The sequence below is a fragment of the Chryseobacterium vietnamense genome, from assembly GCF_031454475.1.
Classification (GTDB): Bacteria; Bacteroidota; Bacteroidia; order Flavobacteriales; family Weeksellaceae; genus Chryseobacterium; species Chryseobacterium vietnamense.
In genome coordinates, this window is sequence record NZ_JAVDQX010000008.1 from 16,228 (window position 1) to 30,860 (window position 14,633).

9 protein-coding genes are annotated in these 14,633 nt (G+C 37.2%); 8 read left to right on the forward strand and 1 reads right to left on the reverse strand.

Annotated features, from left to right (window positions below):
- Positions 1-14: 14 nt before the first annotated feature.
- The 7 genes from secA to msrA all read left to right on the forward strand — a co-directional run bounded on the left by secA (position 15) and on the right by msrA (position 12,677).
- Positions 15-3,089, forward strand: coding sequence for a preprotein translocase subunit SecA (gene secA / locus J2786_RS21590; protein ID WP_047426237.1), 3,075 nt, complete (start codon positions 15-17; stop codon positions 3,087-3,089).
- Positions 3,090-3,240: 151 nt separating this feature from the next.
- On the forward strand, positions 3,241-5,418 hold the full coding sequence (locus J2786_RS21595; RefSeq protein WP_047426239.1) for a TonB-dependent siderophore receptor: 2,178 nt from the start codon (positions 3,241-3,243) through the stop codon (positions 5,416-5,418).
- Positions 5,419-5,458: 40 nt separating this feature from the next.
- Positions 5,459-6,658, forward strand: coding sequence for a PepSY-associated TM helix domain-containing protein (locus J2786_RS21600; RefSeq protein ID WP_047426241.1), 1,200 nt, complete (start codon positions 5,459-5,461; stop codon positions 6,656-6,658).
- The gene (locus J2786_RS21605) at positions 6,658-8,772 is read left to right on the forward strand and encodes a TonB-dependent receptor (protein WP_047427757.1); all 2,115 of its coding nucleotides are present in this window, start codon (positions 6,658-6,660) and stop codon (positions 8,770-8,772) included. The genes J2786_RS21600 and J2786_RS21605 overlap by 1 nt, the downstream gene beginning before the upstream one ends.
- Positions 8,773-8,823: 51 nt before the next feature.
- A complete protein-coding gene (locus J2786_RS21610; protein WP_047426242.1) occupies positions 8,824-10,035 on the forward strand; it encodes a PepSY-associated TM helix domain-containing protein in 1,212 nt (403 codons plus the stop codon).
- A gap of 79 nt (positions 10,036-10,114) precedes the next feature.
- Positions 10,115-11,083, forward strand: coding sequence for an ROK family protein (locus J2786_RS21615; protein ID WP_047426243.1), 969 nt, complete (start codon positions 10,115-10,117; stop codon positions 11,081-11,083).
- A gap of 1,039 nt (positions 11,084-12,122) precedes the next feature.
- Positions 12,123-12,677 (forward strand): peptide-methionine (S)-S-oxide reductase MsrA, encoded by a 555-nt coding sequence (msrA, locus tag J2786_RS21620; protein WP_047426245.1) that lies wholly within the window; start codon positions 12,123-12,125, stop codon positions 12,675-12,677.
- Between the two features lie 519 nt (positions 12,678-13,196).
- On the opposite strand, the gene J2786_RS21625 is transcribed toward msrA, so the two are convergent.
- The gene (locus J2786_RS21625) at positions 13,197-14,048 is read right to left on the reverse strand and encodes a hypothetical protein (RefSeq protein WP_047426247.1); all 852 of its coding nucleotides are present in this window, start codon (positions 14,046-14,048) and stop codon (positions 13,197-13,199) included.
- Positions 14,049-14,431: 383 nt separating this feature from the next.
- Here J2786_RS21625 and J2786_RS21630 point away from each other — a divergent pair, with 383 nt between their 5' ends.
- The gene (locus tag J2786_RS21630; RefSeq protein WP_047426248.1) at positions 14,432-14,617 is read left to right on the forward strand and encodes a hypothetical protein; all 186 of its coding nucleotides are present in this window, start codon (positions 14,432-14,434) and stop codon (positions 14,615-14,617) included.
- The last annotated feature ends 16 nt before the right edge of the window (positions 14,618-14,633 follow it).

The following is a 14,633-nucleotide window of genomic DNA, read 5'->3' on the forward strand; positions in this document are numbered from 1 at the left end:
AAAGCAAAAAATTTATGAGTTTTTTAAACAAAGTTCTTAAAGGGTTTTTGGGAGACAAGAAAGCGCAGGACCTAAAAGAAGTAAAAAAAGTTGTAACAAAAATCAGAGCTGTAGAACCAACCATCCAACAATTGTCGGATGATGGGTTGAGACAAAAAACTGCTGAGTTTAAAGAGAATATAAAATCTGCAACCAGCAAGATCACAGCTCAAATAGAACAGATTAAAGAGCAGATAAAAAATTCAACCAACGTTGATGAAAAAGAAGCTCTTTTCACAAAAATTGAGGCTCTAAAGAAAGAATCATACGAAATTGAAGAAAAAGTTCTGGTTCAGGTTCTTCCCGAAGCTTTTGCATTGATCAAAGAAACGGCAAGAAGATGGGCTCAGAATGGAGAAATCCGTGTAACTGCTAGTGACTGGGATAGAGAACTTGTCGCTTCAGGAAAAGATTTCGTTAGCATTGAAGGAGACACAGCTATTTGGAAAAACTCATGGGACGCTGCCGGAACTCCTGTAGTTTGGGATATGGTCCACTATGATGTTCAGTTTATCGGAGGGGTTATTCTTCACAGTGGTAAAATTGCCGAGATGGCAACCGGTGAAGGTAAAACTTTGGTAGGAACATTACCTATTTACTTAAATTCACTTCCGGAAAGAGGAGTCCACGTTGTAACCGTGAACGACTATCTTGCAAAAAGAGACTCCGCATGGATGGGTCCTCTTTATCAGTTCCACGGAATGTCTATCGATTGTATCGATAACCACCAACCGAACTCTGACGGAAGAAGAAAAGCATATAACTCGGATATTACCTATGGAACGAATAACGAATTCGGTTTCGATTATCTGAGAGATAATATGGTGACATCACCTTCAGAACTGGTACAAAGAGAACTGAACTTTGCCATCGTGGATGAGGTGGACTCTGTATTGGTAGATGACGCAAGAACACCATTGATCATTTCCGGTCCTGTTCCTCAGGGAGACAGACAGGAGTTTGATGTTCTTAAACCTTCTATCGACAGAATTGTTGAAGTACAAAAGAAAACCGTTTCTGCGATTTTCAATGAAGCAAAAAAATTAATTGCTGCAGGGAATACAAAAGAAGGTGGATTCAAATTACTTCAGGCATACAGAGGTCTTCCAAAAAACAGACAATTAATCAAATTCTTATCGGAAAGCGGAAACAGAGCATTGCTTCAGAAAGTTGAAGCGCAGTATATGCAGGACAACAACCGTGATATGCCGATTGTAGATAAAGATCTTTACTTCGTAATCGAGGAGAAAAACAATCAGGTAGACCTTACAGACAAAGGTGTTGAATACATGTCTCAAGGTAACTCTGATGCCAATTTCTTCGTTCTTCCGGATATCGGAACTGAGATTGCTGAACTGGAAGCTAAAAATCTTTCTAAAGAAGAAGAGTTTGAAGCAAAAGAAAGACTTTTCTCTGATTTTGCTGAGAAGTCTGAGCGTGTTCACACCATGAGCCAGCTATTGAAAGCGTACACATTATTTGAAAAAGATGATGAGTATGTAGTCATTGATGGTGAAGTTAAAATCGTTGATGAGCAGACTGGTCGTATCATGGAGGGACGTCGTTATTCAGACGGACTTCACCAGGCGATCGAAGCGAAAGAGAATGTAAAAATTGAGGCAGCTACTCAAACTTTTGCTACCATTACGCTTCAGAACTATTTCCGTATGTACAACAAGCTTGCGGGGATGACAGGTACTGCTGAGACTGAAGCTGGAGAGCTTTGGGAAATCTATAAATTAGACGTTGTGGTAATTCCTACCAACCGTCCTATTTTAAGACATGACAAACAAGATTTGGTTTTCAAAACCAATAGAGAAAAATATAATGCTGTAATTGAAGAAATTGAAAGATTAACTGCAGAAAAAAGACCGGTATTGGTAGGTACTACTTCTGTTGAAATTTCTCAATTGCTTTCAAAAGCACTTCAGCTAAGAAAGATTCCACACCAGGTATTGAATGCGAAGCTTCACAAAAAAGAAGCAGAGATTGTAGCTGGGGCAGGACAGCCGGGAGTTGTAACCATTGCAACCAACATGGCAGGTCGTGGTACGGATATCAAGCTTTCTAAAGAAGTAAAAGATGCAGGAGGTTTAGCTATCATCGGTACGGAAAGACACGATTCAAGACGTGTTGACAGACAGTTGAGAGGTAGAGCGGGACGTCAGGGAGATCCGGGAAGTTCTCAGTTCTATGTGTCTCTTGAAGATAACTTAATGCGTTTGTTCGGTTCTGAGAGAATTGCTAAAATGATGGACAGAATGGGTCACAAAGAGGGAGAAGTAATTCAACACTCTATGATCAGTAAGTCTATTGAAAGAGCTCAGAAAAAAGTGGAAGAAAATAACTTCGGAACAAGAAAGAGACTTCTTGAGTATGATGACGTTATGAACAAACAACGTGACGTAATCTATAAGAGAAGAAAGAATGCTCTTTTTGGAGACCACTTGAAATATGATATTACCAATATGATTTTTGATGTTGCCAATTCTATCGTTGCGAAAGGAAAAGCATCAGGAAATTATAAAGATTTTGAATACGAAATTATTAAAACATTCACAATGGAATCTCCGGTTTCTCAAAGTGATTTTAATAATAAAAATGTTCAGGACCTTACCAATATCTTATTTAAAGCGGCTCAGGAAGACTACAAAATGAAGCTGAACCTGTTGAAAGAAAAATCATTCCCAATCATTGAGAATGTATATCAAAATCAGGGTTCCATGTTCAAAATGATTCAGGTTCCTTTCACAGACGGACATAAAACAATGACTATTGTAGCTGATCTTAAAGAAGCATATGATACTCACTGTGAAAGCTTAGTGAACGATTTCGAAAAGAATATCACTTTATCAATTATTGATGAAAACTGGAAGCTTCACCTTCGTGAGATGGACGACTTGAGAAGATCATCACAGGGAGCTGTATACGAGCAGAAAGATCCGTTGGTAATTTACAAACAGGAATCTTTCCACTTATTCAGTGAAATGATTGACAAATTAAACAAAGAAATTATTTCTTTCTTATATAAAGGAGAAATTCCAGCGTAAGAAAAATTTAATAATATCATCAAAAAACCGCTCTGGCATTGACCATAGCGGTTTTTTGTTATTCAGTATATAATAATTTTATGATAAATATCAATATTATTATTTATTTAGAACAGTTAAAAATAATATATTTGCAGAAAATTTGACTTTCATGAAAAATGTACTGATCTGTGCTTCCGCACTGGGAACAATGTTGGTTTCTGCGCAAAAAAAAGACACCATCAAATCCAATGATATTGAAGAAGTAGTTGTTAACGGAAGATATTATCAGAAGTACAAGCTGAATGAGGTTTCAGGTTCACTGAGAATTCAGACGCCTATTCTTGAGTTGCCACAAAATGTACAGTCTGTAAGTTCACAGGTTCTTGCTGATCAGATGACTTTGAATATGTCTGAAGGAATTGTCCGCAACGTAAGCGGGGCAAGAAAAGTAGAACACTGGGACAATGTATATTCCAATGTTTTCATGAGAGGAGCAGGTATTGCCACTTTCATGAACGGAATGAATGTTTCCTCTACCTGGGGTCCAATTAATCCGGATGCTTCTATTATCGACAGAATAGAGTTCGTAAAAGGTCCTGCCGGGTTTATGGGTTCTATGGGAGATCCTGCCGGGTTTTATAATGTGGTCACTAAAAAACCAACAGGAAAATTTGCCAATAGTGTACGTTTTACAACAGGAAGTTATAACCTCTTCAGAGGAGAAGCAGATCTTGATGGTGTTCTTGTGAAAGACGGAGTTTTAGATTACCGTCTTAACTTAATGGGAAGTTCCAATAATTCATGGGTGGAAAATGATAAAACAAGCAAAATTATTGTTGCTCCTTCCATTACTTTCAGACCTACAAAGACGACTACATTTACAGCACAGTACAACTACCAATACTTAAAATTCAATCAGCCGGGCGCTTATCTTATGTCTAACGACGGATACGCTTCACTGAATGTACATACCAATTTTAATGATCCAAACTTCAAGAAAACTGAAGTAAAAGACCAGAGTTTATTCTTAAGTTTAGATCAGAAGCTTTTCAAAGACTGGTTTTGGAGCACACAATATGCTTATATGGACCTGAATTATGACGGAGGTTCTTGGTGGGGAACATTTGATCCAGCCAATAAAAATGTTTTAAACAGAACATTAAGCAACTGGCAGGCAAAAGGAAAAAATCATATTTTCCAGACGTATGTGAGAGGAACCCTTAATACAGGGAATATTGTTCATAAAATAATCGCAGGTTTTGATTACGGAGACAGAAAATACACTGCTGACTTTTCTTCTTATTCAAAAATTGTAGATGGCAAAGAAACCTTATTATTTCCAATTGACATTTATAATGTGAATTACGGAGTGGACCCTTCAACACTTCCTTCTTCAGATTTTTATACCTTAAACACCTCTGCTCCATTTTATAATGATCAGGGCGTAAAATATACTTCTTATTATGCTCAGGATCAGATTGAAATGTTTAATAACAAGCTAAGATTAACATTAGCAGGAAGATATACAAGCGGAAAAACCTATTCTGCATATCCTAATCTAAGCCCTGGTACTCCTATTGTACCTGATACAGCAGGAGAGTTTACACCAAGAGTGGGAGTAAGCTACTCTATTAATGAAAACTTCTCTGCTTACGGTATCTATGACAAGACCTTCGTACCACAATCCGGAACAGGAATTAACAAAACCAAAATTACAGATCCTTTCAGAGGACAGAATATTGAATTCGGACTGAAGAAAGACTGGTTCGGAGGAAAATGGAACTCTACTTTCGCTGTATACGAAATCAGAAGACAAAATATTCTTGTTGCGGGACCTAAAGAACAAAATGAAGGACAGCCTTTCCAGGTTGCTACAGGAGAACAAAGAGCAAGAGGTTTTGAAACTGATATCAAGGGAGAAATCATTAAAGGGTTGAATATTATCATCAACTATGCTTATACTGATGCAAAAACCGTTAAAGACACAGATCCTACAAGAATTGGAATTCAGTCTCCGGGGAATGCTAAAAATGTTCAGAATACCTGGATTAACTATAGATTTGAAAATGGCCTTATGAAAGGGTTCGGTATTTCAGCCGGTTATCAGTATCAGGGAGGAAGACAATCATGGTATGGAGTAAGTGCCACAAAAGATCAGAGCCTTCCGGATTATTTTGATACCAATTTCGGGATTTCCTATGTTGCTAAAAAATTCGATGTCAATTTAATGTTGAACAATGTCCTTAACAGAAAATTGTACAGTGGTTACAGAGGAGATGCCGGCGAATACGCATGGATCTATAATGCTCCGCGTAACTGGAGATTATCAATAGGATATAAATTTTAAAAAAACAAAGGTTAGCCCCTCACGGGGTTAACTTTTTGCTATGAGAAAAAAGCATCACCATAAAAAGAAAACTCCTTCAAAAAAATGGTCTGCCAAGCTGCATTTATGGTTTGGCTTGTCTGTTGGTTTCATTGTATTTATAGTCTCTCTTTCAGGGACTTTATATGTTTTTAAGGATGAAATACAGGATAGCCTTCGCAAAGAAGCCATTTATCTGAAAAAAGAGGAGATCGGGACAAAGCCTTTACCGATCAATCTGCTTCGTGAAAAAGTATCATTGGAACTTAATGAAAAATACCCGGTAAGTGCTGTAGAAATTCCTCTGGATAAAACAAAATCCTATCAGTTTGAGTACTATGACAAAAGTAAAAAAGGATGGAACTATTTTCAGCAGGTACGTATCAACAAGCTGGCCTATGTCAATCAGTATACCGGAGAAATCCTTGCTGTCTACAATGAGAAGTATGATATATTCAGTATTCTGAAATATCTACATTGGGGGCTTTTACTCAACTCAGAATGGGGGCCGTATACTGTAGGAATCCCAACCGTTATTTTTGTTATTATGCTGATAACAGGAATCATTTTATGGTGGCCTAAAAACAAAAATGCAAGGAAAGGACGTTTTTGGTTCAATTGGGAAAATGTAAAAAACTGGAAGCGTAAAAATTATGATCTTCATAATGTACTCGGATTCTACGCATCATTTATTGCCTTGCTCCTAAGTGTTACCGGACTTTATTTTGCTTATCCTTATGTAAAAAACTCTTTTACATTTGCATTATCCGGTTCATGGGAACTTCCAAAAGAAAAAGAAAGAAAATCGCCGGACTCTCTGATGGCAAAGAATGAAGCTGTCTTTGATCTGGCAGCAGCACAGACTGAAAAGCTGTACGCAAAATCATCCAGCTTCAGAATTACTTTGAACGGAAAGAATAAAAAAGGAAAAGAACTGAAAAATCTTCCGGTAACGGTTTACGGAATGGATGGAAGATACAGTGAAAGAAACATCCTGACATTCGATAAATACTCCGGAAAACTGCTTGCCAACAAACCTCATCACAATCTCAATACTGCCGAGAAATATTCTAACGCCAATTATGATATCCATACCGGATCCTACTTCGGAATCATTGGAAAAATCATCTGGTTTATGGCCGGCCTTACGTGTACATCACTCCCTGTAACCGGATTTCTGGTTTGGTGGGGAAAAAGAAAGAAAAAAGGAAAGAAAATATAATGAAAAAAGTGCTTTTATCAGCTGCCTGCTTAGGAACTACTACTGTTTTTGCTCAGGTAAAAGATAGTTTACAAACTCAAAATGTAGACGAGGTTGTAATGACTGCTTCCAGAAAAAAAGAAAACATAAAAGAAGTACCAAGCTCCATCACGGTGGTAGGAGAAAAACAAATTCAGTCTCAGCTGACTGTTAACTCAGATATAACAAGCATTCTCCAGTATACCGTTCCCAGTTTAGGAACGAATTCCGGGCAGACTTCCAATACAGGACAGACCTTAAGAGGGCGTCAGGTTCTTGTTTTAATTGATGGAATTCCACAGTCCACCCCACTTCGTAACGGAGCAAGAGATTTAAGGACTATTGACCCTTCAGCAATTGAAAGAATTGAAGTAATCAAAGGAGCTTCTTCCATCTATGGTAACGGAGCAGACGGAGGAATCATTAATTATATTACGAAAAGAAACAAAACAGATAAAAAGATCTCCGGAATTTCACAGATTGGTCTTACCGGACAGTCTTATGGCGGTACATTAGGAGTAAGAGCCAGCCAGCTTTTGTCCGGAAAGATAAATAGATTCGACTATACCCTTTCATTAGCCTATGAAAGAACAGGCTATACAAAAGATGGAGACGGCGTTTTGATAAGTCCTACCTACAGTATTGCCAAGATGGACAACTACAACGGATTGTTGAAAGTAGGTTATGATATTAACCAAAATCAAAGAATTGAAGCCTCCTATATTGGTTATTCTTCAAGATCAGACCTTAATGTAGGATTGAAGACAGGAAAATACGGAATCACTCCCACCATTGGTGAAGGAATAGGAAAAGGATTGGAAACCACGCCTCAGGGAACTCCGAAAAACCACAACATCAGAGTAAGCTATGACAATAAGAACCTGTTTGCAGGAACTTCTTTAAATATTAATCTTTATTATCAGGATTTTAAAACCGTTTACGGATACAGTGATACATTCTTTAACGGTGGGCAATCCAATGTTATTTCCCAGAAAAAAGGAGCAAGAATCAATTTGGATACCCAATTATGGAACTCCCCTAATTCACAGGGAGAAATCATCTACGGAGCTGATATTCTGAATGATGAAACGGTCCAAAAGCTTGAAGACGGACGTTTCTGGACTCCTAATATGAGCATGACCAATATTGCGCCTTTCGTATTGGCAAAAATTGATCTTTTCAAAAAACTGACCATCAAAGGAGGACTTCGTTACGAGAACATCAAAGTAAACGTTGACGATTTCAATACTCTTTCCACTCTTAAAAGTGACGGAACTTTCACGAAAAGCATCCCTGTAACAGGAGGAAAACTGAACTACAATGCACTGGTAGGAAATATTGGTATCCGTTATAATATTGAGCCCTATATCAACCTTTTTGGAAGCTTTTCTCAGGCCTACTCTATCAATGAGCTGGGAAGAATCCTGAGAACCTCAACTTCTGAAACGATTAAAAGTCTGGAAACAAAACCAATTATCGTTAACAATTATGAATTGGGAGCAACAGGACAACTTTCCAGCTGGCTGAACTATGAACTAACTTCTTATGTGAGTACCTCTAAACTAGGTGCATCATTCGTACAAAGTCCGGACAGAGCATTAATGATCCAGAGATCTCCTGAAATTGTATACGGTGTTGAAGGTTTCTTACACTTTACCCCTGTAAAATGGATCCAGTTCGGTGGAAGCTACAGCTGGATGGAAGGAATTACTTCTGTAAAAGATGACGGTGATTATTCTACCAAGATCAACAACAGTAGAATTTCCGCTCCTAAAGTATTGGCTTATGTTCAGGCAAGACCTGTTGCGGCTTTGTCTGTTGGTATTGATATGCTGCATTCTTTCCAGCAAAACAGATTTGAACCTAATGCAAAAACAGGATTGTATGCTTACGGTGAAGGATATGTTCCAGAATATACTGTCTTTAATTTCAAATCAAGCTATGAAGTTACCAGCAATTGGAGACTATCATTAGGTATTGAAAACCTTTTCAACAAAGTTTACCAACCTGCTATTTCATGGTGGACTGCAAGAGACAGTGACTTCACGAATGCTCTTGGACTGAGAGGGACCTTAATGATCGAATACAAATTTTAATTAATCTAAATAAAAAGTAAATTCTATCTTTGCATTGCTTTTTACTGTTATATGAAGAAAAACCATCATCATAAAAAGAAACCGGGCTTTATCAAAAAATGGTCAGCCAAGCTGCACCTGTGGTTCGGATTGGGAATAGGGTTTCTGATCTTTATTATCTCCATTACCGGGGCATTATACGTATTTAAGGATGAGGTGGAAAACATCACCCGAAAAGATGTTATTTACCACCATGAGCAAAATATTGAACAGAAACAGGTCCTTCCTATCAGAGTGATGGAAAAAGCTGTTGCGGAACAGGTAAAAGAAAAATATCCTATCCACTGGGTAAATGTTCCTATCGACAAAAAGATGTCCTATATGTTCTTCTGGTATGAACATAATACGGATGCCTGGAACTATTTTGATGAATTTCCCATCTATAAGCAAGCTTATGTAAACCCATACACTGGAAAAGTACTGAGAGTTTATGATGAGAAAAACGGATTCTTCAATATTGTAAAAATGATCCACTGGAGCTACCTTTTGAAGCAGGACTGGGGAACATATGTTGTGGGAATTCCTGTTATCATCTTTATCATTATGCTGATTTCCGGAATTATTCTCTGGTGGCCTAAAAATAAAGCAGCAAGAAAACAGCGTTTTGCCTTCAAATGGAAAAATATTAAAAGCTGGAAACGAAAAAACTATGACCTTCATAATGTATTGGGATTCTATGCCTCTATCTTTGCTTTGATCTTTTCCATTACCGGGCTTTTCTACGCATTCTTTGTCGTTCAGGCGATGATCTATGTTATATTTTCCGGTGGAGAAACAAAGTATCCAGACTTCTCACACATTAAAACAAAAGCTCCTATCGAACTGAGAACAGAAGGAACACTGGATAAAATCATCAATACAGTCCAGGCAAAATACCCTGATTCTTATGGTTTCGCCATAGATTTAGGACATCCGCACATGGATGATCATGAACACCCCAACTTTGAAGTGTACGTGAAACACCTTTCTTATTCTTATCATAAAAGCAGCAGCTTAATCTTTGATGAAAACTCCGGAGAATTGCTGCATACTCATGATCCAAAAGATAAAAACTTCGGTGAAAAAGTAGTAAATGCCAATTATGATATTCACGTAGGCGCTATTTTAGGGCTTCCTACCAAGATCATTGCTTTTATTGTAAGCCTTATCTGTGCTTCTCTTCCGGTTACCGGATTTATGATCTGGTGGGGCAGAAAAAAGAAAAAAACAGTAAAAACGGTTTAACATATTAAATAAAACCCTATTAATAATCCATTAATACAATCTTTTTTATAATTTTAGCCCCTAGAATTTAATAATAGAAATGTCATTAATAGATTTATCAAAACAAGTTGCCCTTGGAGTTGACATCGGCGGAACCAATACTAAATTCGGAATCGTAAATCACCGTGGTGAAGTTCTGGATAAAGGAAATCTGAGAACTGATGCCTATGACAAAGTGGAAGATTTCATCGATGCTTTATATGAACATGTTCGTCCAATGATGGAAAAGTATGGTACTGAAGCACACTTTGACGGAATCGGAGTAGGCGCACCAAACGCCAACTATTACAAAGGAACTATAGAACTTGCCCCCAATCTTCCATGGAAAGGTGTAATCCCTTTCGCTGAGCTGATGACAGCAAAATTCGGACTTCCCTGTACCGTGACCAATGATGCGAATGCTGCTGCCCTTGGAGAAATGCTTTTCGGAGCAGCCAGAGGAATGAAAGATTTCATCATGATTACACTGGGAACAGGAGTGGGAAGCGGAATCATTGCTAATGGAAGCTTAATCTACGGACATGACGGGTTCGCCGGAGAATTGGGACATACGATTGTAAAACCAGGCGGTAGAAAACACTGGAGTACGGGTTCTGAAGGCAGTCTTGAGGCTTACGCTTCTGCGACAGGAATTACCATTACAGCAAAGAAAATGAGAGCCGAATTCCCGGAATCTATGCTAAACCAGTATCCTGAAGATGAGATCAATTCTAAAACAGTATACGAATGTGCGATGAAAGAAGACCCAATTGCTATTGAAGTTTTCAGATATACAGGCCAGAAACTGGGTGAAGCATTGGCTAATTTTGTGATGTTCTCATCCCCTGAAGCGATTCTTTTATTCGGTGGAGTGATCAAAGCGGGAGATTTTATTTTAAAGCCTGCTAAGCTTCATATGGAAAGGAACCTTCTTCCTATTTTTAGAAATAAAGTAAAACTGGTATTCAGTGAACTTGACGAAGCAGATGCTGCCATTCTTGGAGCAAGTGCTTTGGTTTGGGAAAAATAACTGAACACTATTTTAATAATATAGAGCATCCTCTTCAGGGTGCTTTTGTTTTTTAACCACGGATTGCACAGATTTTCACAGATGATTGCGTTGTATTTTTCTTGTGGTTATTTACGAAAACATTGGTGTTATTTGTGTTTAAAATTAAAATAGGTGAATATTATTCATCCTAATTGAGATGCTTCGACTATGCTCAGCATGACAGCGCTAATACCCACTGTTTTAAATGATCTCAGATTTCAACCATTAACATTTATATTGAATCTATTTTGACCACAGATTGCACAGATTTTCACAGATGATTGCGTTGTATTTTTCTTGTGGTTATTTGTGAAAACATTGGTGTTATTTGTATTTAAAATTAAAATAGGTGAATATATTCATCCTAAATGAGATGCTTCAACCCTGCTCAGCATGACAGCGCTAATACCCACTGTTTTAAATGATCTCAGATATCAACCATTAATATTTGTATTGAATCTATTTTGACCACAGATCGCACTGATTTTCACAGATGATTGCGTTGTATTTTTCTTGTGGTTATTTACGAAAACATTGGTGTTATTTGTGTTTAAAATTAAAATAGGTGAATATTATTCATCCTAATTGAGATGCTTCGACTATGCTCAGCATGACAGCGCTAATACCCACTGTTTTAAATGATCTCAGATTTCAACCATTAACATTTATATTGAATCTATTTTGACCACAGATCGCACAGGTTTTCACTGATGATTATGCTATATTTTTTTGTGGTCATTTGTGAAAGCATTGGTGTTATTTGTGTTTAAAATTCAGCTTAATTGAAATGCTTCGACTCTGCTCAGCATGAAAATGCTAATACTAACTGCTTTACTACTATTTCCGTCATTTACCCTCAATATTTTGTTCTTAACCATGTTAAAATCATTTGTAGCATCTATCATTACAATTTGAGTTTATGAGGTTAAAATGCTGTTCAAATGAAAAAGTTTTTCCTATTTTTGATCAGCTTTTCCGGATATAAGGAAGAGAAAATAAAACAATATAATTACCGACAATGGACAATAATAATTTAGAGCAGATTACTTTCGGAGGCGGATGTTTCTGGTGTGTGGAAAGCTGTTTCAATATGCTGAAAGGAGTACAATCCGCTATCTCCGGATATTCAGGCGGGCATAAAGACAATCCGACTTATCAGGAAGTCTGTACAGGGGAAACCGGGCATGCAGAAGTAGTACAGATCACTTATGATCCAGCCGTTATTTCTTATGAGCAGCTGATGGATGTATTTTTCTTCCTTCATGACCCTACCCAACTGAACAGACAGGGAAATGATATCGGCACTCAATACCGTTCTGTAATTTATTATAAAGATGATGCGGAAAAAGCAAAAGCTGAAGAAGCTATCAAAGTTTCTCAGGAATCAGGAAGATGGTCTGGTACTTATGTAACGGAATTAACGAAATTCGACAAATTCTGGCCGGCAGAACAATATCACCAGGGATATTATAATGAAAACCCGACACAGCCATATTGTAGTGCTGTAGTGGGACCCAAAATTCAGAAGTTTAAAAAGCATTACGGAGAGCTGGGAATGCTGAACGCAGAGTAAGGCTGTTTGTAGCAAGTTCCGGCTAAAGCCGATGGATCGCAGAGATATTGATAAACGCACTAAAGTCCGTTCCTATTGATATCATTTCACAAAAACATATCCGGACGTTTACAAAAACAATATAAAATAACAGAAGCGAAGAGATTTTCTCTTCGCTTTTTGTTTGATGCAAAAAATAAATCTTTATGCAAAAATAATATCCTGGATTCTGTGTAAACTCTTTTGAGGCATCAATAGTTGCCTGAGGACTAGGGAAAATAACTGGGAACCCAACCGGATCACGATTCCCTGTTGCCAAATAAAAACGTATTTCATATTTCTGATGATACTGTTCTAAACTAGTATGCAGCCCTCCAAGATTATAAGTCTGCCCATGATCTGAAAATCTGCGGCCGTGGCTACAATTTTAATTCCTTTCGCTGCAATATCATCTAACGTCATGAGAAAAGCAAATAAAATGAAAATACAGGAACAGATAAGGATTTGTTTAATTGAGTTTTAAATTATTGTGAAGAAAGGTTATTCCGTCTGTATTGAGTCTTTAGATTTACCTGCATATTTCTCAATCATAAATGGGGTCGATTTTCTCAACTCCTTTTTGCTATCAGGATCAATGCCATCAGCTGTAAAAAACTCCACCCCTCCATTATATTTTGAATACCAGGTCTTTCCGATAGAATTTTCAATGGTCATTGTATCTTTTCTTGTAATCCTTTTAAAATAGTTCATTTTATATTCATCCCAGGCAACCACCTCAAATTCAGGCCCTATATTATTGCTATCAGTAGCAATATATCTTTCCCCATCCCAGTACATATATTTTTTATACATATCAAAACTGGGTATTGAAAAAAATCCTAAGGGGGCACGCGTTGAGCGTTCTTTTCTATCATTTGGAAAATACTTATTGCCTAAAAAACTACTTACAATTAAAAGGATTCCCACCACCCCAAATCCATTTTTCTTCATAAATTCAGAAAAATTAAAATACTGGGTAATAATTATCTTAATAGCTTTTGGTTCTGTTTCTGATAGAAACCCATCATAATTATCTACATCTATGTGTACCGTAGTAGATTTTGTTTCATCTTCCTTTCTAACAAATTTCATGGAGAAATCTGCAAAGTTTTTAAAACCTATATACTGACTAAGTTTATCAAGAATTTCTTTATCTATAATATCTGGTTCCTTATTATCACGTATACAGGCATTATAATACCTTGTTAATGTTCTTTCATGGATAATAAAATTCCATGTTTTCTCAAAATAATCAGAAAGCTCACTTGACCAACCACTCTTTGTACCCTTATTGGGAAAATCTTTCTCTGCTTTCTTGAAAACCTCATGAATTAGTAGTTTTTTTTTGGACATAATTAGTTTTTAAAGGCAATTACAAAATAGGTGATTTTCTACTGTGTCGCATTACGGCTTTCCGTAATGGAATCCTGTCCATCAATGTCCATACTTTGTCTAACATTTACCTCCCTTTCTTCCCCATCTTTGTCATATCAAAATCAGTGATAAACAAATAATTAAAACAAAATACAAAAACAAATTTACAAAACTGATTTTGAAATCACCAGATAAAGCGGAGGAAAACTCCGGGTTGGGAAGCAGATGTTTCTCCTCCGTTTTTGAAGGTTCACTTCCCAAAAAATTTAGAAGCGCTTCAATTTTTTTTAAACGTATAAAACTATCTGCGATCTGCTTCGCAGGGAAGAATACGAATGCTTTAACAATAAATTTTTTGAAAAATGTTAGAAATTATATTGATGCTATTCGGTTTAGCATTCTCAAACAATACTGCCAATACAACAACGACAAATGATAATGACCCAACAACTGTAACAACTCAGAATTTAGGAATGGGAGAAGACCCGGATACGGGAGGTAGCGATACGGGAGGAGATACAGGTCCAGTTCTACCACCTAAAAAATAGAAAAACAAACCGTTCT

Bases quoted from the DNA above. Each gene is read 5' to 3' on its own strand.
- J2786_RS21625 (WP_047426247.1), bottom strand. From the start codon at position 14,048: ATGTCCAAAAAAAAACTACTAATTCATGAGGTTTTCAAGAAAGCAGAG.
- J2786_RS21595 (WP_047426239.1), top strand. From the start codon at position 3,241: ATGAAAAATGTACTGATCTGTGCTTCCGCACTGGGAACAATGTTGGTT.
- msrA (WP_047426245.1), top strand. From the start codon at position 12,123: ATGGACAATAATAATTTAGAGCAGATTACTTTCGGAGGCGGATGTTTC.
- secA (WP_047426237.1), top strand. From the start codon at position 15: ATGAGTTTTTTAAACAAAGTTCTTAAAGGGTTTTTGGGAGACAAGAAA.
- J2786_RS21615 (WP_047426243.1), top strand. From the start codon at position 10,115: ATGTCATTAATAGATTTATCAAAACAAGTTGCCCTTGGAGTTGACATC.
- J2786_RS21610 (WP_047426242.1), top strand. From the start codon at position 8,824: ATGAAGAAAAACCATCATCATAAAAAGAAACCGGGCTTTATCAAAAAA.
- J2786_RS21630 (WP_047426248.1), top strand. From the start codon at position 14,432: ATGTTAGAAATTATATTGATGCTATTCGGTTTAGCATTCTCAAACAAT.
- J2786_RS21600 (WP_047426241.1), top strand. From the start codon at position 5,459: ATGAGAAAAAAGCATCACCATAAAAAGAAAACTCCTTCAAAAAAATGG.
- J2786_RS21605 (WP_047427757.1), top strand. From the start codon at position 6,658: ATGAAAAAAGTGCTTTTATCAGCTGCCTGCTTAGGAACTACTACTGTT.